This is a genomic window from Streptomyces sp. NPDC098781, from assembly GCF_044759995.1.
GTDB lineage: Bacteria > Actinomycetota > Actinomycetes > Streptomycetales > Streptomycetaceae > Streptomyces.
Genome location: NZ_JBIWAK010000009.1, coordinates 295,483 through 321,661, shown reverse-complemented (window position 1 = coordinate 321,661; position 26,179 = coordinate 295,483). Strand labels below are relative to the sequence as shown.

Here is a 26,179-nt window from a genome sequence, read left to right as displayed (position 1 = left end):
GCATGACCGACGAGAAGACTCCTCCCGGCTACCTGCGGGGCCGCTTCGCTCCGGTACCCGACGAGCACACCGCCGCCGACCTCACCGTGCGGGGCGCCCTGCCACCCGAGTTGGACGGCCGCTATCTGCGCAACGGCCCCAATCCGCTGCCCGGCGAGGACAAGGGGCACTGGTTCACCGGCCCCGGCATGCTCCACGGCATCCGGCTGCGCGCCGGCCGCGCCGAGTGGTACCGCAACCGGTGGATCCGGACGCGGGAGCTGGAGGGGCATCCGTTCATCCGCGCGGACCTCACCGTCGATCTGACCGCGACCCCCGCCAACACCCACGTGATCCGGCACGCGGGAGTCGTGCTGGCCCTGTGCGAGGTCGGGCTTCCGCACTGGGTCACCCCCGCGCTGGGGACCGTCGGGCCGTACGACTTCTCCGGACGGCTGACCACCGCGATGACCGCGCACCCGAAGGAGGACCCGGTCACCGGCGAACTGCACCTGTTCGGGACCGGGTTCGCCGAGCCGTACCTCACCTACCACCGGGTCACCGCGGCGGGCGACCTGCTCGACAGCCGGCCGGTCGAGGTGCCGGGCCCGACGATGATGCACGACTTCGCCATCACCGAGCACCACATCGTCTGGCTGGACCTGCCCGCCGTCTTCGACCCCGGCCTCGCCGGCCGCGGCGGAATGCCCTACCGGTGGGACGACGGGTACGGCGCCCGGCTCGGGATCATGCCCCGGACGCCGGGCAGCACGGCCGTGCGCTGGTACGACGTCGATCCCTGTTACGTCTTCCACGTCGGCAACGCCCACGAGGACGGACAGGGGCGGATCGTGCTGGACGCGGTGCGCTACGACCGCGACGGATTCCGGCGCAGCTGGTCGGACATCGGCGGGTCCACGGCACCGGGCGCCCCGGCCGGGCCGCGCGAGGAGGACGGCCGCACGGCGCCCTCCGTCCTGCACCGCTGGACCCTGGACCCGGTCTCGGGACACGTCACCGAAACCCAACTGGACGACCGCGCGGCCGAGTTCCCCACCCACAACGAGGACCTCACCGGGCGCCCCCACCGCTACCTGTACACCGTCTCCGACGCCGGCATCACCAAGTACGACCTCGCGCGGCACACGACCCGGACCCACGAGACGCCCGGCGGCCGCCACGCCGGCGAGGCGGTCTTCGTGCCGGCGGCGGACGGCACCGGCGAGGACGAGGGCTGGCTCCTCTCGCTGGTCTCGGACGACACCGGCGCTGCCGGGGAACTGCTCGTCCTGGACGCCGCGCGGCTCTCCGTCCAGGCCGTGGTGGAACTGCCCCACCCGGTACCGGCCGGATTCCACGGAAGCTGGCTGCCGGAGCTGCGGTGAGCGAGGCATCATGCGGTACGGGACCGGCACGTCCGGTTCGTGACACGTCGCCACGGAGGCGTACAGACATGGCACCCCTCAGCCCGCCCACGGACGAGGAACTCACCCGCAGGGCCCAGGCCGGCGAGACCGGAGCCCTCGGGCTGCTGCTGGCCCGCCACCAGGCGCCGATGCGCGCGGTGGCGCTGAGCCTGCTCGGCTACGGTCCCGACGCGGAGGACGCGGTGCAGGACGCCGCGCTGACCGCGCTGCGGCGCATCGGCGACGTACGGGATCCCTCGGCGGTCGGAGCGTGGCTGCGAGCCGTCGTGCGCAACTCCGCCCGTATGCGGCTGCGCGCCAAACGGGAGACGCCGGGCCTCGACGGCCTCGATCACCTGCACCTGCGCGACCAGGCGCCCTCGCACCCGGAGTGGATCGTCGAGCAGCACGCGATGCGTGACTGGATCTGGGACGCGATGGAGGAACTGCCGGAACAGCTCCGGCTGGTGCTGATGCTGCGGCACTTCAGCGGCATCACGTCCTATCAGGAGATCGCCGCAGTCTGCGAGGTCCCGGTCGGCACGGTACGCAGCCGGCTCAACCAGGCCAGGGCGAAGCTGGCCCAGGTCCTGCTGGCGACCGCCGCGCAGGCACACGACGACGCCCACGCCGTCACCGAGGACAGCAGGCAGGAGGCTCTGGTGACGCTGGAGGGCGCCTTTCGCGGCTGTCTCCCCGGCGACATCGCCGAGCTGTGGCCGGCCGAAGCCGAACTGCTGGGCACGCTCAGCGAGCCGGGCGAACGCATCCATCCCAACACGGCCATGCGCCGGAACCGGGAGAAGGGCGTGACCCAGCATCTGCGCCATGTGGTGGCCAGCCGTGACATCACCATCTGGGAGATGGACGTCACCAACCCGCCCGGAATCCCCAACCCGTGCCCGCCGACGCTCGCCTGGCTGATGTTCCGGCGGAACAGAAGGGTCAGGACACTCCGGGTGATCTTCCCCGAACCGGCCTGACGGGGAGCGTCCTGGCACCGGTGCCGGTCGGTGTCCCCCGACGCGTCAACGAATGGCGACGGCCAGGCTGACCACGTATCGCTCCTCCACGGTCCCGTCCGGGAAGGAGCGGGCGAGCACGTCACGCTCCTCGGCCAGGAACGCCTTGGTGGCCTCTTCCCCGAGCATCAGGAAGTCGGAGTAGCTGGCGAGGTTCGCGAGATGCGTGTCGAGCGGGACGCTCCTGGTCCAGGACACCTGCCGCCGCGCGAAATCGAGTTCGGGCGGCAGCCTGCGGAAACGGGCCAGAGAGTCGCGCTCGCTCTCCTCGGCGCCGAAGAGCCGGCGCAGGCGGGCATCCTGTTCGGCGATCCAGGGGACGGTGCCGTCCGAGTCGTTCCACCAGAGGGCGAGTGCGCCGCCCGGGCGCAGTACGCGCAGGGCCTCGGGGACGGACTTGCGGGGCTCGGTCCAGTGCCACGCCTGGGCGTAGGTGAGGATGTCGATGGAGCCGGAGGCCAGCGGCAGGTGATCGCCGTCCCCGAGCACGAGAGGGGCCCCGGGCAGCCCGACGCGGAACTGGGCGGCCATCCCGGCCCCGGGCTCGACCGCGATGACCCGCGCACCACGCTCCTGGAGGAGAGCGGTCGCCAGCCCGGTGCCGGCGCCGATGTCCGCGACGCGCGAGCCGGCCAAGGGACGAGCGGCGAGCTCCTCGACGGCATCGAGGAGCGCGGGCGGATACGAGGGGCGGTTGGCCGCATAGGAGGCGGCGGCCTGGTCGAACGAGCGCGCCTGCGAAGTGATCGTCATACGCCCATCCTCAGCCGCCCCGGGCGAAAAGGGCCAGCGCTTCCCGTCACTTGGCCACCGACCCGACCGCCGGGAGGCCGGCGACAGAGCGCAACAGGTGTCCCAGCGTTCGGTGGCCGCGCGGGCCGGGCGGGTCGGTCATGTCGACATCGCTGCGGCCCGCCCAGCCGTCTGCTTCAGGCGCGGTTTCCCAGCCTCAGCTTCAGTCGTCGGCCAGTGTGCGGTCGAGGAGAGGCAGCAGTCGGTCCCAATGGCGCTGCGATCCGGCGGGGTCGAAGGCGTCGGTGTCGGACATGGTGAACCCGTGGACGGTGCCCGGGTAGATCTCGGAGGTGTAGCCGACACCCCCGTCGTCCAGGACCCGGTTGAGCTCGCCCAGCGCCTCGGGCGTCAGGTCGCTCTCGGCGTGGCCGAAGTGGACCTCGGCGGTGAGGCCGGCGAGAGCATCGGTGCCGGCCGCGCCCACGGGACCGTGGAATGCGGCGACGGCGGCCACCTGCCCGGGGTGGGCCGAGGCGGTGCGCACCGCCAGGAGGCCGCCGATGCAGTAGCCGGTCACCGCGACCGGTCCGGCGGCGACCTCGGGCTGGGCGGTGAGGAACTCGAGGTAGGCGTCGGCGTCGCGCAGGACACGTTCGACGGTGTGCGCCTCGATCAACGGCATCAGCTGGGCCATGAGTTCGGGCCGGGCCGCTTCTCCGATGTGCTCGGGAAGGCCGATCACCGGTGCCGGGCCGTGCCGGTAGAAGAGGTTCGGGACGAGCACGTAGTACCCGTGCCCGGCCAACTCGCGGGCCATCTCCCGCAGCACCGGCCGGATGCCGAAACCGTCCGCGTACATCAGCACCCCTGGGTGCCGCCGGCCCTGGTCGGGGAAGGCGGCGAAGGCGTCGGCCCGGCCGTCCGCGGTGGAAATCCGGAGCGTCTTGGTGGGCATGGTTTCTCCTGTCGTGGTTGATGTGCGGAGCCTGTGATCAACACGACGGAGGCGGAGCCCGCGCGGAAGCGCACGGTGCTCGATCGAACAGCGTGCCCGTTTCGGCCCGTAGGGCGCTCAGGAGAGCACCGGGTCACCGATCCGTGAGTGGCGCGATGCCGTCCCGGTTTTCATAGCCGCACAGCGTAACGGCATAGGCGCCGTGGGTGCCGCCGGCGCGATCCCCAGTGCGATCACCCCCACGACTGGGTTCACTGAGACGGAAGGCGAACGACTGGGTGCGCCGAGTAGGCGTCTCGAACGAATGAGGGCGCTCAAGGGAGGCCGGGCATGACCATCCCGGCCTCATGTACTAGAGTTATCTCGACATCGAGATATCTGCCGAGGTGCAACCGCAGCCGCCACCCGGTAAGGGTTACCTAACTTAGCCTTACCTTAGCGGATCGGCCAAGTAGCCGTGGCGGCAGGATCGTGGTGGTACGCGCACATCAATGAAGGAGACTGTCGTGTCGGCGAACAGCTTCGACGCCCGCGCCACGCTGAGCGTGGGCGACGAGTCGTACGAGATCTTCCGGCTGGACAAGGTGGAGGGCTCGGCCCGCCTGCCGTACAGCCTCAAGGTTCTCCTGGAGAACCTCCTCCGCACCGAGGACGGCGCGAACATCACCGCCGACCACATCCGCGCCCTCGGCAGCTGGGACTCCCAGGCCCAGCCGTCGCAGGAGATCCAGTTCACGCCGGCCCGCGTGATCATGCAGGACTTCACCGGCGTGCCCTGTGTCGTGGACCTCGCGACCATGCGTGAGGCCGTGAAGGAGCTCGGCGGCGACGCGGCGAAGATCAACCCGCTCGCCCCGGCCGAGCTGGTCATCGACCACTCCGTGATCGCGGACAAGTTCGGCACCCACGAGGCGTTCTCGCAGAACGTCGAGCTGGAGTACGGCCGCAACAAGGAGCGCTACCAGTTCCTGCGCTGGGGCCAGACCGCCTTCGACGAGTTCAAGGTCGTCCCGCCCGGCACCGGCATCGTGCACCAGGTGAACATCGAGCACCTGGCGCGCACGGTCATGGTCCGCAACGGCCAGGCCTACCCCGACACCCTCGTCGGCACCGACTCGCACACCACCATGGTCAACGGCCTCGGCGTCCTCGGCTGGGGCGTCGGCGGCATCGAGGCCGAGGCCGCGATGCTCGGCCAGCCGGTCTCCATGCTCATCCCGCGCGTCGTCGGCTTCAAGCTGACCGGTGAGCTCCAGCCCGGCACCACCGCCACCGACCTCGTGCTGACCATCACCGAGATGCTCCGCAAGCACGGCGTCGTCGGCAAGTTCGTCGAGTTCTACGGCGAGGGCGTCGCCGCCACCTCCCTGGCCAACCGCGCCACCATCGGCAACATGTCGCCGGAGTTCGGTTCCACCGCCGCGATCTTCCCGATCGACGACGAGACCCTGAACTACCTCAAGCTGACCGGCCGTTCCGAGCAGCAGGTCGCGCTCGTCGAGGCGTACGCCAAGGAGCAGGGCCTCTGGCTGGACCCGGCCGCCGAGCCGGACTTCTCCGAGAAGCTGGAGCTGGACCTGTCGACGGTCGTCCCGTCGATCGCCGGCCCGAAGCGCCCGCAGGACCGTATCGTCCTCGCCAACGCCGCCCAGCAGTTCTCCCAGGACGTCCTCAACTACGTCGACAGCGTCGACGAGTCCGGCAAGGAGTCCTTCCCGGCCTCCGACGCCCCGGCCGTCGCCCCGAACGGCACCCCGTCCAACCCGGTCACCGTGACCGCCCCCGACGGCTCGACGTACGAGATCGACCACGGCGCGGTCACCGTCGCGGCCATCACGTCCTGCACCAACACCTCGAACCCGTACGTCATGGTCGCCGCCGCGCTCGTCGCGAAGAAGGCCGTGGAGAAGGGCCTGACCCGCAAGCCCTGGGTCAAGACCACCCTCGCCCCGGGTTCGAAGGTCGTCACCGACTACTTCGACAAGGCGGGCCTGACCCCGTACCTCGACAAGGTCGGCTTCAACCTCGTCGGCTACGGCTGCACCACCTGCATCGGCAACTCCGGCCCGCTGCCGGAGGAGGTCTCCAAGGCCGTCAACGACCACGACCTCGCGGTCACCTCGGTCCTCTCCGGCAACCGGAACTTCGAGGGCCGTATCAACCCCGACGTCAAGATGAACTACCTGGCCTCCCCGCCGCTGGTCGTCGCGTACGCCATCGCGGGCTCCATGAAGGTGGACATCACCAGGGACGCGCTCGGCGCCGACCAGGACGGCAACCCGGTCTTCCTGAAGGACATCTGGCCCTCCGAGGCCGAGGTCAACGACGTCGTGGCGAACGCCATCGGCGAGGACATGTTCTCCAAGTCCTACTCCGACGTCTTCGCGGGCGACGCCCAGTGGCAGGCCCTGCCGATCCCGACCGGCAACACCTTCGAGTGGGACGCGGAGTCGACCTACGTCCGCAAGCCCCCGTACTTCGAGGGCATGACGATGGAGACCACCCCGGTCTCCGACATCGCCGACGCCCGCGTCCTGGCCAAGCTGGGCGACTCGGTCACCACCGACCACATCTCGCCCGCAGGCGCCATCAAGGCCGACACCCCGGCCGGCAAGTACCTCACCGAGCACGGTGTGGAGCGTCGTGACTTCAACTCCTACGGCTCGCGCCGAGGCAACCACGAGGTCATGATCCGCGGCACGTTCGCCAACATCCGCCTGCGCAACCAGATCGCGCCGAGCACCGAGGGCGGCTACACCCGCGACTTCACCCAGGCCGACGGCCCGGTGTCGTTCATCTACGACGCCTCGCAGAACTACCAGGCCGCCGGCACCCCGCTGGTCATCCTGGGCGGCAAGGAGTACGGCTCCGGCTCGTCCCGCGACTGGGCGGCCAAGGGCACGGCCCTGCTCGGCGTCAAGGCCGTCATCACCGAGTCGTACGAGCGTATCCACCGCTCGAACCTCATCGGCATGGGCGTCCTGCCGCTCCAGTTCCCCGCGGGCCAGTCGGCCGACTCGCTCGGCCTGACCGGCGAGGAGACCTTCTCCATCACGGGCATCACCGAGCTGAACGAGGGCACCACCCCGAGCACGGTGAAGGTCACCACCGACACCGGTGTCGAGTTCGACGCGGTCGTCCGCATCGACACCCCCGGTGAGGCCGACTACTACCGCAACGGCGGCATCATGCAGTACGTGCTGCGCAACCTGATCCGCAAGTAAGCGGCACGGCACGGCGTTCGAGGGCCGCATCCCCGGTGACGGGGGTGCGGCCCTTCGCCGTTCCCGGGCCGGAAAGCCCCAGAAAACCCCAGGTCATCACCCACCCTCAGGTGGAGCACAGGATTCCCTCAGCGGCCCGGGACACGATCGGGACATGACCGCCACCGCTGGGTTTCGAACCGGACGCGTCCGTGTGCTCGTCGTCGACGACGAGCCCGCGCTCACCGACGTGCTCTGCGCGGCCGTGGAGGAGGCGGGCTGGCGCGCCTACCCGGCCCTCGACGGCCGCAGCGCGCTGACGATAGCCCGCGGCTGCCCACCGCATGCCGTCGTGCTCGACGGGATGCTGCCCGACCTGGACGGCCTCCAGGTGCTGCGCCGGCTGCGCCACGACGACCCGGAGCTGCCCGTCCTCATGCTCACCGCCCGTGACGCCCTGGAGCACCGGCTCGACGGGCTCGGCGCGGGCGCCGACGACTACGTCACCAAGCCGTTCTCCCTGGAGGAGGTCGTGGCGCGGCTGCGCGGACTGCTGCGCCGGGCCGGGTCCGAGCGACCCCGCACCGACGAGCCCGTCCACGTCCTCGGCGACCTCGTGCTCGCCGAGACCAGCCGCGAGGTGCACCGCGCCGGCGTGCCGATCCCGCTCACCGCCAAGGAGTTCGACCTGCTCGGCCTGATGATGGCCCACCCACGGCAGGTGCTCAGCAAGACGCAGATCCTCGACCACGTGTGGAGCGGTTCCTTCGGCGGAGGCAACCTCGTCGAGGTCTACATCTCCAGCTTGCGCCGCAAGCTCGACAAGGGCCGGGCACCGATGATCCACACCGTGCGCGGCCTCGGCTACACCATCAGGCCGACGGAGCACAGCAGATGAGGACGACCCGAGGGCGCCTTCGCTCCCTGCGCACCCGCCTGCTCGTCTTCATCGGCGTCACGCTCGTCGCCGTGTGCGCGGTGATGGCCCTCACCACCGTCCTCGTCCAACGCGCCTATCTGCTCGGCAACCTGGACGACCGGGTCGAGAACGCCGCCGAGCGCAGCCTGGGCGGCGCACGGCTGCACCCCGAGCTGACGGCCGACCTCAGCTTCCTGATGGAGAGCGGCCACCCGACCGGCATGCTCGCCGCCCGCCTCGACGACGACGGCGGCGTTCTCGCGGCCGAGCTGGTCGGCGAGGACACCGCACCGCGCGCCCTCACCGAAGCCCAACGGGCCGCGCTGGCCGGCGTCCGCACGGCCGGCGGCATGCACACCACGACGATCCCTGGCGTCGGCACCTACCGCGTCACCGTCGCCGAGAGCGGCGGGGTGCGCGTTCTGGCCGGCCTCCCGATGGACGACGTACAGCACATGATCAGCGGCATGGTGATGGTCGAGGCGGCCGTCGCCGTGACGGGTCTCGCCGTGGCGGGCGGCATCTGCGCGGTCGTCATACGACGCCAGCTGCGCCCCCTCGGCCGGGTCGCCGCCACCGCCGCCGAGGTCTCCCGCGTACCGCTGGACCGCGGCGAGGTCACCGGCCTCACCCGTGTCCCGGCCGGGGACACCGACCCCGCCAGCGAGGCCGGCCAGGTCGGCGCCGCGCTCAACCGGATGATCGACCACGTCGAGTCCTCGCTCACCGCCCGCCAGCGCACCGAGGAACGCATGCGCCGCTTCCTCGCCGACGCCAGCCATGAACTGCGTACACCGCTCGCCTCGATCGCGGGCTACGCCGAGCTCATGAACCGGGGGACCGACCGCATCGAGCCGGTACTGGCCTGGCGCCGGGTCTCCGCGGAGTCCGCGCGCATGACGGGCCTGGTCGAGGATCTGCTGCTGCTGGCCCGGCTCGACGAGGGCAGGCCCCTGCACGCCGCCGAGGTGGACATGGCGGCGCTCGTCGCGGAGGCGGTCTGGGACGCGCGGGCCGCCGGCACCGGACACGACTGGCAGCTCGAACTCCAGCTGGACAGGACCCCGTTGCTCCTGGGCGACGAGGCCCGGCTCCACCAGGTGGTGGCCAACCTGCTGGCCAACGCGCGCGTGCACACGCCCGCGGGGACGCGGGTCGTGGCGGTCGTGGAGGCGAGGGACGACTGGTGCGTCGTACGCGTCCGGGACGACGGGCCCGGGATTGCGCCGGCGCTGCTGCCGACGGTGTTCGACCGTTTCACGCGCGCCGACTCGTCCCGTACCCGAAGCGCTCCGCACGACGGCGGATCCGGGTTGGGCCTCGCCATCGTGGCGGCGATCGTGGCGGCCCACGGGGGGCGCGTCGAGGTGCGGAGCGAGCCGGGGCGCACCGAGTTCACCGTCGCCCTGCCCGCGCCGGTCGGAGATCGGTCATCTGCCCGGCGCACGGAACTCATCCCCATGAACTCGCCGTGAAACCACGGAACTTGAGCCAACCGACAAACAATCCGGTTCCTCGAGGGCTAACTTGGGCAAGCAGTCGTTGGGCCAACTGGCATGCGGAAACCGTGTCATGGCTCGGGCGCCGTACGCGGTTCCCAGCCCTGACGTAGGGGTATTCGTCTGCGGTAGTGCACAACCGTCCACTAACATGGATGGGCACCGTCCAGGCGCATCGGGGGAGCAGGGGGGCTGAGGTGGTGCATAAGGGGAAACCCTTGTGGCGCAAGAGCAGCCTGTGCGGCAACGAGAACGAATGCGTGGAGGTGGCCGTGGGGGAGGGCAGAGTGTTCACGCGTGACTCCAAGGAGCCGCGCCGCGCGCCTCTGCGTTTCACCAGCCCTGCCTGGACGGAGTTCCTCCATGCGTTGACGCAGGGGGAGCTGGACGGTCCGTGACGTTCGTGACAGCCATCGGCGGTAGGTAGGGGGCCTCTATGGGTGCCGAGGCATCTGCATTTCAGCACTCGGGGAAGGGCGAAGGAAAGCGGTCCGTGATCTTGGGCGGAGCCGTCACCTTCTCGCTCGGCGCAGGTGCGCTGGCGACGGTGAGCGCCGCTCTCGCGTCCCTGCTCGTCGACAGCGTACTCGCCAAGCGGATTCTCTGGGTGGTCGTGGCCCTCGCCGTGGCCGTCGGCGCGGGACTGTGGCGGGCCGGCTGTGCCGCTATGACGTCCCGACCTGATTCTGATCGTCTTCCGCAGGATTCGAGGACGAGTTCGCCGCGGTAGCGCCCGCGGTCCGGCCGCGCGCCGCGAGCCGCTTCCTCCACCACCGGGACACCAGGCCGGTGACTCCGGACGCTCCCAGGAGCGTGACGGCGATCGTGCCGATCCGCGCCCAGGGGAACCTGAGCTCGCCGGCCGCCTGGACCAGGATGAGTACCGCCGCGGCCAGCACGACCAGCGCGACGAGGCCGAGCAGTCCGATGCGGGTCACGAGCTTCAGCTTCATGGCGCCACGAGCGTTCTCTATCTCTATGAGGTTCTTCGTCTGCGCCGGGTCCTGTATGGCCTGCGCCTTGACGTCATCGTCGTTCAGGCCGGATGCCCCGAGTACGCTTTGCAGGCCCTGCCATATCGACCTGAAGACCACGTTGGTCCTCCCCCTGGCTCCATCACCAGAAAAGGCACCGCAGATCTAGCGGGCCGCGAGGTCTTGCATGATGCGACCGATGAGGTCGAGGGACTCGGTGCCGCCGAGGGCCAGCTCCATGAGCGTCTGAAAGCACTCCTGGTAACGGGCCAGCAGCTCCAGGTCCTCGCCGCCGGTCATACTGCCCGCGGCGTGCTCCAGATACAGCAGATCGTCGTCGTCGGAGAAGCCCAACAGGACGAAGCTGCCGAGTGTGCTGTAGTGCGCCCCGGCCTCGAAGGGCAGTACACGCACGGTGATTCGGTCCTGCGCGCCGAAGTCGAGCAGTTGCTGCAACTGCTCGGTCAGCACGTCCCTTCCGCCGACCTGCCGCCGCACCGCCGCCTCGTCGAGGACGAACGTCGCGTCGGGTGAGGCGGCACCGCCGAACATCCTCGTCTGCCGCTCCATCCTCAAGTCCACGACCCGCTCGGTCCGTTCGGGACTCAGACCGCGCGGTGCGAGGAGCGCCTCGGCGTATCGGCGGGTCTGTAGATGCCCGGGAACGACGATGGGGTGATACGTCTGAAGGGACGTCGCCGCGCTCTCGTAGCCCAGGTACTGGGCGAACTGGGGCGTCACCACCTCGTGATACCGGGACCACCAGCTGGGCCCCTTGCTGCCCCGGGCCGCCTCCTCCAACTGGTGCACCGAGTCCGGGTCGTCGATGTCGTACAGAGCCAGCAGCGCCCGCAGATCACTCACGGACACGCTGACGGTTCCGGTCTCCACCCGGATGAGCTTGGACTGCGACCACTCCACCCGCTCGGCGGCCTGACGCTGGGTCAGTCCCGTGCGCTCACGCGCCTGCCGCAAGGCGAGGCGCAGCTTGCGCCGGTTGAGGCTGGGGTCCACGGGGGGTGTCATCGCCGCTCCTTCGTCTGTGCGCGCCTACCCTGGTTCCGGTCGGCCATGCACAGAAGGTTCCTAGCTCTTTGCACCCTTCATTATGCATAGGCCCAAAGGGATAGAGCTGAATGCCGTTGGCTGATCGCGGGCGACCGCACCGGCGATGTGCGGCGGGGCAGTCGAAGAGCTCACTCCGCTGCACCCCTGTCACGACCCCCACGCATCACAGGAACGTCCGGGCCGCCTTCTGTGCTCCGAGAAAACGCTCTGCGGTTCCATGCCGCGGATGCAAGGGGGGCTCAACGGGCGCACGAAACGGAGACCCGGCGCATTGTTCCGCGCCCGGCGCATCATGCCCGGCGCACACGTGGGCGGGCCGTCGACGCCGCCCTCCCGCGTCCAGGCGTTTACAACCCCGCCGCACAGCGCTACCTTCCGCAACAGACGGGGTGGGAGCGCTCCCATCTCACGGCGGACCGGAACCCGCCGCCGAGCCCGGAACGCTCCCGCCCCGCGCACCCCCACACAGACGGCACCCACGCAGCCCGTACGCGAAGGGATGACACTGATCTGTCATGAGCCTGACAAAATCATCGGCAACGCCGACAGTACCGACGACGCCGACACCGCCAAGCACCACCACACCACCCCCACCCCGCCGATTAACCCTCCCCACCCCCACCAGAGCCCTCCTCCTCATCCTGTTCTCCCTGCTGGCAACCATCCCCGCCACAGCCCTCGTCATGACCACGGGCGGCGAGGCGGAAGCCCACGGCACCCCGATGAAGCCCGGCAGCCGCACCTTCCTCTGCTGGCAGGACGGCCTCACCGACACCGGCGAGATCAAGCCCGTCAACCCGGCCTGTAGAACGGCCCAACAGGTCAGCGGCACGACGCCGTTCTACAACTGGTTCTCCGTGCTGCGCTCCGACGGCGCCGGCCGCACCCGCGGCTTCGTCCCCGACGGTGAGCTCTGTAGCGGCGGCAACACCAACTTCACCGGCTTCGACACACCCAGCGGCGACTGGCCGCTCACCCACCTCACCTCGGGCGCGACCGTCGACTTCTCCTACAACGCCTGGGCCGCGCACCCGGGTTGGTTCCACGTCTACCTCACCAAGGACGGGTTCGACCCGACCAAGACCCTGACCTGGGCCGACATGGAGGAACAGCCCTTCCTCTCGGTCGACCACCCGCCCCTGAACGGCTCCCCGGGCACGGTCGAGGCCAACTACTCCTGGACCGGACAGCTTCCGGCGAACAAGTCGGGCCGGCACATCGTCTACATGGTCTGGCAGCGCTCGGACAGCGCCGAGACCTTCTACTCCTGCTCCGACATCGTCTTCGACGGCGGCAACGGCGAGGTCACCGGCATCAAGGAGCCCGGCACACCGACCGACCCGGTGCCCGGCGTGTGCACGGCCACCCGTCGCACGACCGGCGGCTGGTCCGGGGGATATCAGTCCGAGGTGACCGTCACCAACAGCGGCGACATCCCGATGCTCGGCTGGATGGTCGACTGGACGCTTCCTGCCGGGCAGAAGATCGAGAGCCTCTGGAGCGGCAACGCGACCTACAACGGCCAGGACGTGATGGTCCACAACGCCGACTGGAACGGCTCCCTCGACCCGGGGGAGAGCGCCACATTCGGATACGTCGTGTCCGGCTCCGGCGGCGACGATACGACGACCCTGCCCTGCCGAGTGGGCTGAACCGCGGCTCGGGGCGGACCCGGTGGGCGTGAGCCACCGTCCACCGGGTCCGCGAGCCGGACGGGCCCGAGGGGGGGGAAGTGGGACCGTCCGGTTGATCAGTGGCTTGTGCGAGGTCGCGGTGCGACAACGTTGTCGAGTGTGTGCCGCATGACTCTACCGCTTCAACCGACAACGATGTCAAGCCAGTTGGGCGTCAAGTGAGCCGCCGATATCCGGCGGATTCCGTCCAGCTCGGCCGATCGACTGCGCCCATCCGGGCGACCACGCCGCGTGTGCCCCATCGGAACGCACCCTTCCGTGGTACCGCTGGCACACGCTACTGTCCCTGCGGCTTGTGCGACCTGTGGTGCGCGACCCGTCCGAAGGAGGAGGGGCCGCGTCATGCGCTTCCGTCCCATGTCCCTGTTGCTGGCCGCCGTGCTCGCGGCCGGCGGCACCACCCCCGCCCTCGCGGCACCGACAGCACCCCCGGACCTGGTCGAGGACCCGACGTCGTACGTCGATCCGCTGATCGGGACCAAGAACGACGGCAATGTCTTCCCGGGTGCCGTCACCCCGTTCGGCATGCTCTCCTTCAGCCCCGAGAACACCCGCGGCGACGCCACCCGCACGGCCGCGCCCGGCGGTTACCACTACGACGCCACCCGCGTCCGCGGCTTCAGCCTGACCCACATGTCCGGCACCGGGTGCGCCGGCGGCAGCGGAGACATCCCCTTCTTCCCGTACGCCGGTGAGGTCACCTCGTCGCCCGCGAGCGACACTAAGGACGCCGTCTACGCCTCCGACTTCAGCCACGCCGACGAGAGGGCCGAGCCCGGCCGCTACCAGGTCAAGCTCGCCTCCGGAGTCTCCGCCGACCTCACCGCGACCACCCGCACCGGCTCGGCCCGCTTCACCTACCCCGCCGACAAGCCCGCCTCGCTGCTCGTCAGGACCGCCAACTCCGAGGTGGGCTCGACCGATTCGGCGGTACGGATCGATCCCGCGAAGCGGACGATCTCCGGGTTCGTGACCTCCGGGAACTTCTGCGGGTACCTCGATCCGGAGGGCCGACGCGCCTACTACACCGTGCACTTCACGGCCCGCTTCGACCGCGCCTTCAAGGCGACCGGCACCTGGCAGAACGACAGGCTGGACCCGGGCTCGACCTCTGCGTCCGGCGGTACCGGCGGCTTCGCCAACGGTGGCCGCCCCGTGGCGGGCAAGGGCGCCGGCGGCTACGTCGAGTTCGCGCCCGGCACCGGACCGGTGAACGTCAAGGTCGGCATCTCGTACGTCAGCCAGGCCGGCGCCGAGGCCAACCTCGCCGCGGAGAACCCGCCGCACCGCACCTTCGACGCCGTGCGGGACGCCGCCCGCCGGGCCTGGCGCGAACGCCTCTCAGCCGTCCGGGTCGGCGGCGGCACCGACGCCGAGCGCACCACCTTCTACACCGCGCTCTACCACTCCCTCCTGCACCCGAACGTCATCAGCGACGTCGACCGCAGATACCGCGGTCCGGACGGGGAGGCGCACAGCGTCGGGCGCGGCCACCGGGCCCAGTACGGCACCTTCTCCGGCTGGGACGTCTACCGCGACCAGGTCCAGCTGCTCACCCTCCTCGACCCCCGCGTCGGCTCGGACATCGCCCAGTCCCTGTACGAGATCGCGGAGCAGAACGGCGGTGTCTGGGACCGCTGGCTGCACGGCGCGAGCGGCACCCACGTCATGAACGGCGACCCCTCACCCATCGCCCTGGCCGGTATCCGGGCCTTCGGCGGGACGGACTTCGACCTGCGGGGCGCGCTGGCCTCGCTGGTCGAGGCGGCCACCGTACCCACCGACAAGGACCTGTCACCGGCCGGGAAGCCGGTGCTGTCCGTGGGGCAACGCCCCTCGCTGGACAAGTACTTGAAGCACCACTACATGCCGTCCGTGTCGAACGCCTGGGGCGGTGCCGCCGAGACCCTGGAGATGTCCGGCGCCGACTTCGCCCTCTCCCAGCTCGCCACCGCAGCGGGGCGGAAGGACACGGCGGCCGCCTTCGCGCACCGCGCCCAGTGGTGGCAGAACAACTTCAACATCGCCGCCACCGACGCCGGGGGCTACATCGCCAACCGCAAGGCGGACGGCAGCTGGGTCACCGGTTTCACCCCGGCCACCGGCAACGGGTTCGTGGAGGGTACGGCGGCCCAGTACACCTGGATGGTCCAGCACAACCCGGCGGGACTCTTCGCCGCCATGGGCGGCCGTGACGCCGCCGTGAAGCGCCTCGACGCCTTCTTCCACGACGGGGACGGCGCCTGGGCGTTCACCGGCAGCGGCGGCGACAAGTCCGAGATGGACAACGAGCCGTCCATCAACGTGCCCTATCTGTACGCCTACGCGGGCGCCCCCTACAAGACGCAGGAGACGGTCCGGGCGGCGATGGGCGAGCTGTGGTCCACCGAGCCCGGCGGCATCCCCGGCAACGACGACCTCGGCGCCATGTCGTCCTGGTACGTCTTCTCCGCCCTGGGCATGTACCCCCAGGTCCCCTCGCGCGCCGAACTGGTCCTCGCCTCACCGCTGTTCCCGCGCATCGAGATCGACCGGCCCGGCGGCAACGACATCTCCGTGCGCGCGGAGGGAGCGGCCGCCGACGCGCCGTACATCCACGCCCTCAAGGTCAACGGCCACAGCAGTGACCGCGCTTGGCTCCCGGCGTCCTTCGTGCGGGACGGCGGACGGCTGGACTACACCCTCTCCGGGACGCCCGCCGCTGCCTGGGGAGCGGCCGAGGCGCCGCCGTCCTTCCGCGCGGGCGAGCAGCCGTACCAGATCGGCGTGGGCCCGACCACGGCGACCGTCGCGCCGGGCGGGAGCGCCGAGGTCGGCATCCGTGCCCTGTCGATGAGCGGGGGAGCGGGCCCCGAGGTGCGCTTCCGGGTCGGCACGCCCGACGGGATCACCGCCACGCCCGCCGAGGGCACGGTGACCGACGGCTCGCAGGAGATCACGCTGAGCACGGCGGCGGGTACGCCCCAGGGCTTCTACGACGTTCCGGTCACCGTGACCTCGGGCGACAGCTCGTACGTACAGCCGGTGTCCCTGACCGTCGCGGCGCCGGGCACACTGCTCGCCGCCTACGACAACACCGGGATCTCCGACGACGCCGGGGACCACGACGAGGCCGACTACGACGGCGGTGGCTGGAGCTACTCCCGTCAGGCCCTCGCCGGCGCCGGTCTCGTGCCGGGCGGGCAGGGCACGACGGGTGGTGGTCTGACCTTCACCTGGCCCGGCTCGCCGAGCGGCCGCCCGGACAATGTCTCGGCCGCCGGGCAGACCGTCGAACTGGCCGAACCCGCACGGACGTTGTCCTTCCTCGGCAGCGGCGTCAACGGCAACCAGCAGTCCAAGGCCACCGTCACCTACACCGACGGCGGCACCGAGGCGATCGACCTCGCCCTCACCGACTGGACCGTCGGCGGCGGCGCCGGCACCGTGCAGTACGGCAACGAGGTCGTCGCCCGGGCGGCGTACCGCAACGTGGCGGGCGCGGACCGGGATCCCGTCGACACCTACGTCTTCGCCACCACGCCGTTCACGGCGCCGGCCGGCAGGACCATCGCGCGGGTGAAGCTGCCGGACGACACCGACCTGCACGTGTTCACGCTCGCCGTGGGCTGAGTCCGACCGTTCTTGCGACCGGTGGTCGAACCGAGGGCAGGTGGGGGCCGCGAGCGACCCCCACCTGCCCCATGCGCCTGCTCAGGAGAGCAGTTCGATCTCCGAGACCACCGCCTCGCCGTCGAGCACCAGACGGTACTTGCCGTACGTACCCGTCGACCCCACGGAGAACGCCCGTGTCTGCCGGTCCCAGGCGAAGGACTGCCCGGAGCGCTCGTCGAGGGTCCGCCAGGTGGTGCCGTCCTTCGAGCCCTGGAGCTTCCAGCCGGTCGGCGCCTTCGTGTGGTCCGACGGCGAGGTCAGGGTGTACTGCACCGCCCTGGTGCCCTCGGACACCGGCAGATCCACCGTGGTGACGCTCTCCTGGGTCGCCGAGGTGTTGTCGAACAACGCCCCCTCACCCCTCAGCACGTCCGCCCGAGGCGTCGGCACCTTGTCGTCCTCGGTGATCGACACGGGCGCCGCGTTCTTTCCGGTGCCCCAGGACGAGGGCCGCGATCCCATGTCGAACTCCAGGACCCCGCCCTTCGCGAGCCGCGAGTGGGGGAGCGAAGTCGCCTTCCAGGGAACGCCGTTGACCTTCAGGCCCTGGACGTACACATTGCGGGCACTGTTCTTCGGCGCCTTGACGACGAGCTCCCTGCCGTTCTCCAGGTGGACCGTCGCCTTGGTGAACAACGGCGATCCGATGGCGTACTCGCCACTGCCCATCACGAGCGGGTAGAAGCCCAGCGCGGAGAACAGGAACCACGCCGACTGCTCGCCGTTGTCCTCGTCGCCGTGGTAGCCCTGCCCGATCTCGCTGCCGGTGTACAGCCGGGACAGCACCTCACGCACGCTCTTCTGCGTCTTCCACGGCTGTCCGGCCGCGTCGTACATGTAGAGGGCGTGGTGGGCGACCTGGTTGGAGTGCCCGTACATGCCCATCCGGACGTCCCGCGCCTCCGTCATCTCATGGATGACACCGGGGTACGAGCCGATGAAGTCCGGTGAGGCCGTCTCGGGGGTGCTCAGATACTCGTCGAGCTTGTCCGCGAGCCCGCCCCGGCCGCCGTAGAGATTGGCGAGGCCGCGGCTGTCCTGCGGGGCGGTGAAGGCGTAGCCCCAGCCGTTCGTCTCGGTGTAGTCGTAGCCCCACACGCGAGGGTCGTACTTCGAGGACTCGACGCGCCAGTCGCCCTTCGCGTCCCGGCCCTGGAAGAAGCCGGCCTCGGAGTCGAACAGGTTGACGTAGTCCTGGGCGCGGTTCAGGAAGTACGCCGACTCCTCCTTGTACCGCTTCTCGCCCGTCTTCTTGTACAGCGCCTGGCCCATGCGGGCGATGCCGTAGTCGTTGAGGTAGCCCTCCAGCGCCCATGACAGGCCCTCGTGCGTGTCGGTGCTGGTGTAGCCGAGGAAGGGGGAGGTCTCCATCCCCTTGCGGCCCACGCCGGACGACGGGGGCACCACGGTCGCGTTCTTCACGGCCGCGTCGTACGCCGACCTCGCGTCGAAGTCGACACCCTTGACGTAGGCGTCGGCGAACGCGACGTCCGACGAGGTGCCGGTCATCAGGTCCGCGTAGCCGGGGGAGGACCAGCGCGAGGTCCAGCCGCCGTCCTTGTACTGCTGCACGAACCCGTCGACCATCTCGCCGGCCTGCGAGGGCGTCAGGAACGAGTACGCCGGCCAAGTGGTCCGGTACGTGTCCCAGAAGCCGTTGTTGACGTACACCTTGCCGTCGACGATCTTCGCGCCGGTGTGCGTCGGGGTGTCCGGGTTCGGCATCGGCGAGAACGGAGAGGCGTACTGGTGCTTCGAACCGACCTTCTCGAAGCCGGAGTTGGGGTACAGGTACAGCCGGTACAGGCTGGAGTACAGCGTGGTCAGCTGGTCCGGCGTGGCGCCCTCGACCTCGACCTTGCCGAGCAGCCTGTCCCACTGGCGCTGCGCCCGGTTCTTCACCGTGTCGAAGGAGGTGCCGTCCGGGACCTCCTGGCGCAGGTTGTCCTTGGCCTGGTCGACGCTGATCAGGGAGGTGGCGATGCGCAGGGTGACGGTCTTGTTCTCGGGCTTGAACCGCAGGAAGCCCTTGACCCCGCTGGACGCCCCGTCCTCCACCGGCGCGTCGAACACGCCGTACACGAACAGCCGGGTCGCGCCTGTCGACAGCCCCGACTTCACGTCGGAGTAGCCGGTGAACGTGCCGGTCTCCTTGTCGAGCGTCAGCCCCGCCTGATCGGTGACGTTGTCGAACAGCACGCTCGCGTCGTCGCCGGGGTAGGTGAAGCGCAGGACGGCCGCGTGGTCGGTCGGCGTCATCTCCGCCTTGAGACCGTTCTCGAACCGCACCCCGTAGTAGTACGGCCGTGCCGTCTCGTTCTCGTGCCGGAAGGCTAGCTGCCGCGCTTCACGGCCCAGCTCGGGCGTGCCCGACGCGGCGGACGGCATCACCTGGAAGGTCTGCCGGTCGCCCATCCAGGGGCTGGGCTCATGGCTGGCGCTGAACGCCTGGATCGTCGGCAGGTTGTCGGCGTTGTTGGACCGCGCGTAGTCGTAGAGCCAGCTCAGCGAGCCCGCGTTGGTCACCGGCGTCCAGAAGTTGAAGCCGTGCGGAACCGCCGTCGCGGGGAAGTTGTTGCCGCGCGAGAAGCCGCCGCTGGAGTTGGTGCCGCGGGTGGTCAGCGCGTAGTCCGACAGATGCGCCTTCGGCTTCTCCCGCGGTACGGCCTTCAGCGCCACGTCGTCCAGCCAGCCCCGGAACTTCGCCGGGCCCTTGGGGGAGTCGTACGCCACCAGGATCCGGTCGACGGTCTTGCCGGCCGCGACCGACCCGATCCGCGAGGCCACGTTGTTCCACTGGTTGACGTACAGGATCTTGGCGGCCCCCTGCCCCTGCGGGGTCAGCGGGAAGCCGTGCGTGTCGGTCGCCCTGAGATCGCTCAGATACGTCCCGTCCGTGAAGGCGAGGTCGACGGAGACGTTCGTGGCGTCGTAGTCGCGGTCGCCGTCCGCCATCGACGGGAAGATCCGGTACGACAGCTGTGTGTCGCGCCCGACCGCCACATCGACGTCGAAGACCTTGTTGTACGAGTACGCCCGTCCGTCGGAGGTGTGCCGTCCGGCGTAGCGCAGCGCGCGCTTGCCGGTGAAGCCGGCGCCCGACTTCGCGGTCGGCGACCCGCTGGGGCCGCGGTCCACGAGCGAGAGCATGTCCTGGGGGACCGGGTCGGCGCCGCCGCCCTTGGAGAACTGGACGTCGGCGAGCTGGAGTATGTCGCCGCCGTTGTTCTTGGTGATGTCGAGCCGGAAGTGCCGGTACTCGGCCGGACCGGCGATCTCGTACGTCTTCGTCTGGAACGGCTCCGAGAAGGACTCCCCGGTGCGGGTGTCCACAGTGGTCCAGTTCGTGCCGTCGGTGGAGCCCTGAAGGGTCCAGTCCCGAGGGTTGCGTTCGTCGTGGTCGTTGGCCGACGTGAGCGCGTAGGTGACCACCTTCACCGGCGTGGCGAGGTCGAACTCCACCCAGCCGGTGGGGGCGAACGTCAGCCACTTGGTGCTCGGCTCGACGTCGACGAGGTTCTCCTTCACCTCGCGGGCGCCGGTGTTCTCGCCGCTCGCCCGGACATCCGTGACCTGGTCGGTCACATTGCCCGGGATGCCGGTGCTGTAGCCGCCGTCCACACCCGAGGTGCGTTTGCCGCCGTCCGGGGCCGTGTCGACGGTATTGAGCCACTCGGGTGCCGGGTCGTCCGCCTCGAACGAGGAGGCGAACTCACGGTCGGCCGCCGCGGGCGCCTGCGGCAGGGCGACGACCACCCCCTGCGAACCCAGTGCCAAAGCAAAGGCGGCCGCCGACACGACCGCCGTTCCACCCCATCTGTGCCGAGCTCTTCGCTGCATAAGCCGGTACCCTCCCTGCGCACGGGACAACGTTGTCAACTTCGCTGCGCAAGGACCAGTTGTGGCTCAAGTGCTAAGTCTTGTCAAGGGTGTTGGCTGTGGCATTCGGGGCTTATGTCGCGGATTTTTCGGGCAAGCCGCGCACAGGGCACTCATATTTCCGGGAGGTCTCAACTCGGAAAAGACCATTGGCCAACCTTGCATTCGATCTTGCTCCGCTGGCGGGAAGTGGACTATACCTGTCGGCACTTCACATGATTCGGCACTTCCTGCACGACCCCAGCTTGACCCGATCGCGGTGCCGGGAGGATCCGGTTCACCGCCTGAGTCCTGGAGAAGGCGAGGACTTGAGCATGGGATCCACTTCCGCCCAGAATCCTGAGAACAACGGCTCCGCACGTGTCGGACGCCGCGATCTGATCAAGCGGTCCGCCGCGCTCGGCCTGATCTCCGTGCCCACGATGAGCTTCCTTTCCGCGTGCGCGAGCGGCGGGGGCGGCGGCAACGGGGACAAGGCCAAAGAGGGCAAGAAGACCGCGAAGAACCCGCTCGGTGTCAACGACACCGCGCAGATGGAGTTCGTGCTGTTTGATGGCGGCTTCGGCAAGGAGTACGCCGAGGACGCCGTGAAGATCTACGAGAAGAACTTCCCCGAGGTGACGGTGAAGTTCTCCGCCACCCAGAAGATCCAGTCCACCCTCCAGCCCCGCTTCAACCAGGGCACCCCGCCGGACCTCATCGACAACTCCGGCGCCGAGCAGATGGACATGGGCGTCCTGGTCGGCAAGGACCAGCTCGCCGACCTCACGCCGCTGCTGGACGCCCCGTCCTACGACGACCCGAACAAGAAGGTCCGCGACACGCTGCGGCCCGGCATCGTCGAGATGGGTCAGTTCGACGGCGAGAAGGTCTGGATCATGTACTACGCCTACACCGTGTACGGCGTCTGGTACTCCCAGAAGGCCCTGGACTCGCTCGACGAGCAGTACCCCGAGACCTGGGACCAGATGCTCGCGGTCTGCGAGAAGGCCAAGAAGAAGGGCATGGCGGGCTGGACGTACGCGGGCAAGTACCCGTACTACCTCCCCTTCTCGCTCTACCCGATGATCGGCAAGGTCGGCGGGGTCGAGGTCCTCGACGCCATCGACAACCTGGAGCCGAACGCCTGGAAGCACCCGGCGGTCAAGGCCAGCTTCGAGGCCTACTACGAGCTCTACAAGAAGGGTTACGTCCTCAAGGGCACCCCCGGCCTGGACCACATCCAGTCGCAGACCGCCTGGGCCCAGGGCAAGGCGCTGTTCATCCCGAACGGCTCCTGGGTGGAGAACGAGTCGGCGAACGTCATCCCGGACGACTTCGACCTCGCCGTCTCGGCGCCGACCGGCATCGACAGCTCCGACAAAATGCCCTTCGGCACCATCTGGGCCTCCGGCGGTGAGCCGTTCATCGTCCCGGCCAAGGCGAAGAACACCGCGGGCGGCATGGAGCAGCTGCGCATCATGCTGAGCGAGGCGAGCTCGAAGAACTTCACCAGCAAGGTCAAGTCGCTGACCGCGTACAACGGCGGCACCGACGGCATCACGCTCACCCCGGGTCTCAAGTCCGGTGTCGCGGCGCTGGAGAAGGCCGGCCAGAACGTGGTGAACCCGCGGCTCCAGGACTGGTACGTGCAGCTCCAGAAGGAGAAGATCGGTGTCTCCGGTCTCGGCGAGATGATGGCCGGACGCCTCACCCCGGCCGAGGCCATCAAGAAGATCCAGGGCTTCGCCGACGAGGCCGCCAAGGATTCGTCGATCAAGCACTACAAGCACCAGTAGGTCCGATGAGGACCCGTCACCAGCGGCTGCATCCGCGCGCAGATCGGGGTCGATAGCAATGCAGCACGGCAAGTACAAGTTCATCGTGGGGTTCCTCGCGGTGCCCCTGGGGCTGTACGCGCTCTTCGTCGTCTGGCCGTTCATCCAGTCCATCTACTACTCGTTCACGGACTGGACCGGGCTCAGCCCCGAATTCAAGATGGTCGGCTTCGACAACTACGAGAGAATGCTCGACGACGACATCTTCTGGAAGTCGTTGCAGCACAGCCTGCTGTTCGCGTTGCTGCTGCCGCTGGTGACACTCAGTTTCGCGCTGTTCCTCGCCTTCATGATCAACGTCGGCGGGCGGCGCAGAAAAGGCGGCCCGGCGATCACCGGTGTCCGCGGGTCCTCCTTCTACAAGATCGTCTATTTCTTCCCGCAGGTGCTGTCGATCGCGATCGTCGCGCTGCTGTTCGCCTTCGCGTACAACCCGGACAGCGGCGCGATCAACTCGATCCTGCGCGGGATCGGGCTCGACAGCGTCCAGCCCCTGTGGCTGGGCGACCCCAACCTCGCGCTGTGGGCCGTGATGGGAGTGATCGTCTGGTCCACGGTCGGCTTCTTCGTGGTCCTGTTCTCCGCCGGTATGGCCTCCATCCCGGCGGACCTGTACGAGGCCGCGCTGCTCGACGGAGCCGGCCGCGCCAGCACGTTCTTCCGGATCACCCTGCCGCTGCTGTGGGACACCGTGCAGTCCGGCTGGGTCTACATGGGCATCCTCGCCCTAGGCGCCGAGTCCTTCGCGGTCGTACACATCATGACGACCGGACCCGGTGGCCCGGACTACTCGACCACGGTCATGGTCCTGTACGTGTACCAGAAAGCGTTCCGTGACGGTCAGGCCGCCTACGCCACCACGATCGGTGTGGCCCTGCTCGTCGTCACGCTGGCCTTCGCCGCGCTCGTCATGCGGCTCGGGCGGCGCGAGCGGCTGGAGTACTGACAGATGAAGACGACCGAGACCACCGCTCCCGTACCGGCCGAGTCCGGGATGCCGATCACCAAGACCGGGGTGCCGGACCGGGCGTCGGCCAAGGAGAAGAAAGAGGGCACCGTCCTCAACGTCTTCTCCCACGGCGTCCTCGTCATCTGGGCCTTCATGGTGGCCATGCCGCTGCTGTGGGCGGTGATGACGTCCTTCAAGGACGACGCCTCCATCTTCGGCTCGCCCTGGTCGCTGCCGGACAAACTGCACTTCTCGAACTGGTCGCGGGCCTGGACCCAGGCCAATATGAGCGACTACTTCCTGAACACCATCCTGGTGGTGGGGGGTTCGCTGATCGGCACCCTGGTGCTGGGTTCGATGGCGGCCTATGTGCTCGCCCGGTTCGACTTCCCGGGCAACCGCTTCATCTACTTCCTGTTCATCGGCGGCATGAGCTTCCCGATCATGCTGGCGCTGGTCCCGCTCTTCTACGTCGTGAACAACATGGGACTGCTCAACACGATCCACGGGCTGATCCTGGTCTACATCGCGTACTCGCTGCCGTTCACCGTGTTCTTCCTCACGGCGTTCTTCCGCACGCTGCCGACATCGGTGGCCGAGGCGGCCTTCGTCGACGGCGCCTCGCACAGCCGTACGTTCTTCCAGATCATGCTTCCGATGGCCAAGCCGGGACTGATCAGCGTCGGCATCTTCAACTTCCTGGGCCAGTGGAACCAGTACATGCTGCCCACGGTCCTCAACACCGATCCCGACAAGCGCGTCCTCACCCAGGGCCTGGTCCAGCTGGCCGTCAGCCAGGGCTACAAGGGGGATTGGTCCGGTCTCTTCGCCGGTCTGGTGATGGCGATGCTGCCGGTGCTCGCGGCCTACATCATCTTCCAGCGGCAGGTGGTGGCGGGGCTGACGGCGGGAGCTCTGAAGTAGTCCGGGGCCGCCCTGTGAAGTGAGCCGGACGTAGCGCTCCGAAACCGCTCGCGTGCACGCCGTTCCCCTCCCTGGGAGCGGCGTGCACAGGTGTGTGCACGTACCCGGATCCGGTTCAACCTCTTGACGGGAGGCAACCCGAACGGCTCAGCTTAGAGTTCACTAGTTGGACACGAACGGGGCCTCATCGATGCGGTCCCGCGCGCAGGAGGTCGTCGTGGAGACTCCGGGGTCGCAGTCGTCGCTGCACCGAGCCAACCTGGAGCGGGTCGTGCGGGCCGTACGGCTGGCCGGTTCCCTCACCCAGGCGGAGATCGCGAGGACCACCGGTCTGTCCGCGGCGACGGTCTCCAATATCGTCCGCGAGCTCAAGGACGGCGGAACGGTCGAGGTCACGCCCACGTCGGCGGGTGGCCGCCGGGCCCGCAGCGTCTCGCTGAGCGGGGACGCCGGCATCGTCATAGGGGTGGACTTCGGCCATGCGCATCTGCGCGTCGCGGTCGGGAACCTGGCCCACCAGGTGCTGGCCGAGGAGTCCGAGCCGCTGGATGTGGACGCCTCCTCGACCCAGGGCTTCGACCGGGCCGAACAGCTGGTCAACCGGCTGATCGCGGCGACCGGCGTCGACCGTTCCAAGATCGCCGGGGTGGGCCTGGGTGTCCCCGGCCCGATCGACGTCGAGTCCGGCACCCTCGGCTCGACCGCCATCCTGCCGGGCTGGACCGGCACCAAGCCCGCCGAGGAGCTGCGCGACCGGCTCGGCGTGCCCGTCCACGTGGACAACGACGCAAACCTCGGCGCCCTGGGGGAGCTGGTCTGGGGCAGCGGGCGGGGGGTGCGGGACCTGGCGTACATCAAGGTCGCGAGCGGTGTCGGCGCCGGTCTGGTGATCAACGGGAAGATCTACCGCGGCCCCGGCGGCACCGCGGGAGAAATCGGTCATATTACTCTTGATGAATCCGGCCCGGTCTGCCGCTGTGGAAACCGCGGCTGCCTGGAGACCTTCGCGGCCGCGCGCTATGTGCTCCCGCTGCTCCAGTCCAGCCATGGCACCGATCTGACCATGGAGGGCGTCGTACGGCTGGCCAGGGACGGAGACCCGGGCTGCCGTCGGGTGATCGCCGACGTCGGCCGTCACATCGGCAGTGGAGTCGCCAATCTCTGCAACCTGCTGAACCCGAGCCGCGTGGTCCTGGGCGGTGATCTCGCCGAGGCCGGTGAGCTGGTCCTCGGGCCGATCCGGGAGTCCGTCGGCCGCTACGCCATCCCCAGTGCGGCGCGGCAACTGTCCGTTCTCCCCGGGGCGCTTGGCGGCCGCGCCGAGGTGCTCGGAGCACTCGCGCTCGCGCTCAGCGAGATGGGTGATTCGACCCTTTTGGACAGCACTTTGCACGCGGCTGCGCCTGCCTTCACTTAGAGAACGGATGGCACCGTTGCCAACCCGTTAAGGATTTACTTCTTGACGTCGCACGTGCGGCCGAGTTGACTTCCAGCCACCTCGG

At 69.1% G+C, this 26,179-nt stretch carries 17 protein-coding genes; 12 read left to right on the top strand and 5 right to left on the bottom strand.

The annotated features are described in order from the left end of the window. Positions 1–2: 2 nt before the first annotated feature. Together ACIQWG_RS32845 and ACIQWG_RS32840 are read left to right on the top strand one after the other, a co-directional pair. Positions 3–1,364 carry a carotenoid oxygenase family protein gene (locus ACIQWG_RS32845; RefSeq protein WP_404102288.1) on the top strand — a complete coding sequence of 454 codons (1,362 nt, stop codon included), beginning with the start codon at positions 3–5 and terminating at the stop codon, positions 1,362–1,364. 68 nt (positions 1,365–1,432) lie between these two features. Continuing rightward, a complete protein-coding gene (locus ACIQWG_RS32840; RefSeq protein ID WP_404102286.1) occupies positions 1,433–2,368 on the top strand; it encodes an RNA polymerase sigma factor in 936 nt (311 codons plus the stop codon). Positions 2,369–2,413: 45 nt separating this feature from the next. Here ACIQWG_RS32840 and ACIQWG_RS32835 read toward each other — a convergent pair whose 3' ends face one another. Together ACIQWG_RS32835 and ACIQWG_RS32830 are read right to left on the bottom strand one after the other, a co-directional pair. Continuing rightward, positions 2,414–3,160, bottom strand: coding sequence for a class I SAM-dependent methyltransferase (locus ACIQWG_RS32835; protein ID WP_404102284.1), 747 nt, complete (start codon positions 3,158–3,160; stop codon positions 2,414–2,416). A gap of 202 nt (positions 3,161–3,362) precedes the next feature. Continuing rightward, positions 3,363–4,097, bottom strand: a complete 735-nt coding sequence (locus ACIQWG_RS32830) for a dienelactone hydrolase family protein (RefSeq protein ID WP_404102283.1) — start codon at positions 4,095–4,097, stop codon at positions 3,363–3,365. Positions 4,098–4,603: 506 nt separating this feature from the next. Between ACIQWG_RS32830 and acnA the strand changes: the two genes are divergently transcribed. The 4 genes from acnA to ACIQWG_RS32810 all read left to right on the top strand — a co-directional run bounded on the left by acnA (position 4,604) and on the right by ACIQWG_RS32810 (position 10,116). Next, positions 4,604–7,321, top strand: coding sequence for an aconitate hydratase AcnA (gene acnA, locus ACIQWG_RS32825; protein ID WP_404102282.1), 2,718 nt, complete (start codon positions 4,604–4,606; stop codon positions 7,319–7,321). Between the two features lie 154 nt (positions 7,322–7,475). Next, positions 7,476–8,198: a response regulator transcription factor gene (locus tag ACIQWG_RS32820; RefSeq protein ID WP_404102281.1), complete on the top strand. Its 723-nt coding sequence runs from the start codon at positions 7,476–7,478 to the stop codon at positions 8,196–8,198. Then, positions 8,195–9,694 (top strand): sensor histidine kinase, encoded by a 1,500-nt coding sequence (locus ACIQWG_RS32815; RefSeq protein ID WP_404102280.1) that lies wholly within the window; start codon positions 8,195–8,197, stop codon positions 9,692–9,694. Before ACIQWG_RS32820 ends, ACIQWG_RS32815 begins: the two co-directional genes overlap by 4 nt. A 179-nt stretch (positions 9,695–9,873) precedes the next feature. Then, a complete protein-coding gene (locus ACIQWG_RS32810) occupies positions 9,874–10,116 on the top strand; it encodes a DUF397 domain-containing protein (RefSeq protein WP_404102278.1) in 243 nt (80 codons plus the stop codon). Between the two features lie 267 nt (positions 10,117–10,383). On the opposite strand, the gene ACIQWG_RS32805 is transcribed toward ACIQWG_RS32810, so the two are convergent. After that, positions 10,384–10,812, bottom strand: coding sequence for a hypothetical protein (locus ACIQWG_RS32805; RefSeq protein ID WP_404102276.1), 429 nt, complete (start codon positions 10,810–10,812; stop codon positions 10,384–10,386). A gap of 45 nt (positions 10,813–10,857) precedes the next feature. Then, positions 10,858–11,718 (bottom strand): helix-turn-helix domain-containing protein, encoded by an 861-nt coding sequence (locus tag ACIQWG_RS32800; protein WP_404102275.1) that lies wholly within the window; start codon positions 11,716–11,718, stop codon positions 10,858–10,860. 725 nt (positions 11,719–12,443) lie between these two features. On the opposite strand from ACIQWG_RS32800, the gene ACIQWG_RS32795 reads away from it, so the two are divergent. Together ACIQWG_RS32795 and ACIQWG_RS32790 are read left to right on the top strand one after the other, a co-directional pair. Beyond that, positions 12,444–13,412, top strand: coding sequence for a lytic polysaccharide monooxygenase (locus tag ACIQWG_RS32795; RefSeq protein WP_404102273.1), 969 nt, complete (start codon positions 12,444–12,446; stop codon positions 13,410–13,412). 384 nt (positions 13,413–13,796) lie between these two features. After that, entirely contained in the window at positions 13,797–17,066 is a 3,270-nt protein-coding gene (locus ACIQWG_RS32790) for a GH92 family glycosyl hydrolase (protein WP_404102271.1), read from the top strand. A gap of 81 nt (positions 17,067–17,147) precedes the next feature. Here the strand turns inward: ACIQWG_RS32790 and ACIQWG_RS32785 are convergent, their stop codons facing one another. Then, positions 17,148–20,948: a GH92 family glycosyl hydrolase gene (locus tag ACIQWG_RS32785; RefSeq protein ID WP_404102270.1), complete on the bottom strand. Its 3,801-nt coding sequence runs from the start codon at positions 20,946–20,948 to the stop codon at positions 17,148–17,150. A gap of 353 nt (positions 20,949–21,301) precedes the next feature. Between ACIQWG_RS32785 and ngcE the strand changes: the two genes are divergently transcribed. The 4 genes from ngcE to ACIQWG_RS32765 all read left to right on the top strand — a co-directional run bounded on the left by ngcE (position 21,302) and on the right by ACIQWG_RS32765 (position 26,094). After that, entirely contained in the window at positions 21,302–22,765 is a 1,464-nt protein-coding gene (ngcE, locus tag ACIQWG_RS32780; RefSeq protein ID WP_404102269.1) for an N-acetylglucosamine/diacetylchitobiose ABC transporter substrate-binding protein, read from the top strand. Between the two features lie 58 nt (positions 22,766–22,823). Next, positions 22,824–23,750: a carbohydrate ABC transporter permease gene (locus ACIQWG_RS32775; RefSeq protein WP_404102267.1), complete on the top strand. Its 927-nt coding sequence runs from the start codon at positions 22,824–22,826 to the stop codon at positions 23,748–23,750. Between the two features lie 3 nt (positions 23,751–23,753). Next, complete coding sequence (locus ACIQWG_RS32770) at positions 23,754–24,677, top strand: carbohydrate ABC transporter permease (protein ID WP_404102266.1); 924 nt, start codon at positions 23,754–23,756, stop codon at positions 24,675–24,677. A 217-nt stretch (positions 24,678–24,894) separates the two neighbouring features. Continuing rightward, positions 24,895–26,094, top strand: coding sequence for an ROK family protein (locus ACIQWG_RS32765; RefSeq protein WP_404102525.1), 1,200 nt, complete (start codon positions 24,895–24,897; stop codon positions 26,092–26,094). The last annotated feature ends 85 nt before the right edge of the window (positions 26,095–26,179 follow it).

What these genes read in the sequence shown, in the direction of transcription:
- ACIQWG_RS32845 (WP_404102288.1), top strand. Translation starts at nt 3, where the DNA reads ATGACCGACGAGAAGACTCCTCCCGGCTACCTGCGGGGCCGCTTCGCT.
- ACIQWG_RS32840 (WP_404102286.1), top strand. Translation starts at nt 1,433, where the DNA reads ATGGCACCCCTCAGCCCGCCCACGGACGAGGAACTCACCCGCAGGGCC.
- ACIQWG_RS32835 (WP_404102284.1), bottom strand. Translation starts at nt 3,160, where the DNA reads ATGACGATCACTTCGCAGGCGCGCTCGTTCGACCAGGCCGCCGCCTCC.
- ACIQWG_RS32830 (WP_404102283.1), bottom strand. Translation starts at nt 4,097, where the DNA reads ATGCCCACCAAGACGCTCCGGATTTCCACCGCGGACGGCCGGGCCGAC.
- ACIQWG_RS32820 (WP_404102281.1), top strand. Translation starts at nt 7,476, where the DNA reads ATGACCGCCACCGCTGGGTTTCGAACCGGACGCGTCCGTGTGCTCGTC.
- ACIQWG_RS32815 (WP_404102280.1), top strand. Translation starts at nt 8,195, where the DNA reads ATGAGGACGACCCGAGGGCGCCTTCGCTCCCTGCGCACCCGCCTGCTC.
- ACIQWG_RS32810 (WP_404102278.1), top strand. Translation starts at nt 9,874, where the DNA reads ATGGGCACCGTCCAGGCGCATCGGGGGAGCAGGGGGGCTGAGGTGGTG.
- ACIQWG_RS32800 (WP_404102275.1), bottom strand. Translation starts at nt 11,718, where the DNA reads ATGACACCCCCCGTGGACCCCAGCCTCAACCGGCGCAAGCTGCGCCTC.
- ACIQWG_RS32795 (WP_404102273.1), top strand. Translation starts at nt 12,444, where the DNA reads ATGACCACGGGCGGCGAGGCGGAAGCCCACGGCACCCCGATGAAGCCC.
- ACIQWG_RS32790 (WP_404102271.1), top strand. Translation starts at nt 13,797, where the DNA reads ATGCGCTTCCGTCCCATGTCCCTGTTGCTGGCCGCCGTGCTCGCGGCC.
- ACIQWG_RS32785 (WP_404102270.1), bottom strand. Translation starts at nt 20,948, where the DNA reads ATGCAGCGAAGAGCTCGGCACAGATGGGGTGGAACGGCGGTCGTGTCG.
- ngcE (WP_404102269.1), top strand. Translation starts at nt 21,302, where the DNA reads ATGGGATCCACTTCCGCCCAGAATCCTGAGAACAACGGCTCCGCACGT.
- ACIQWG_RS32775 (WP_404102267.1), top strand. Translation starts at nt 22,824, where the DNA reads ATGCAGCACGGCAAGTACAAGTTCATCGTGGGGTTCCTCGCGGTGCCC.
- ACIQWG_RS32770 (WP_404102266.1), top strand. Translation starts at nt 23,754, where the DNA reads ATGAAGACGACCGAGACCACCGCTCCCGTACCGGCCGAGTCCGGGATG.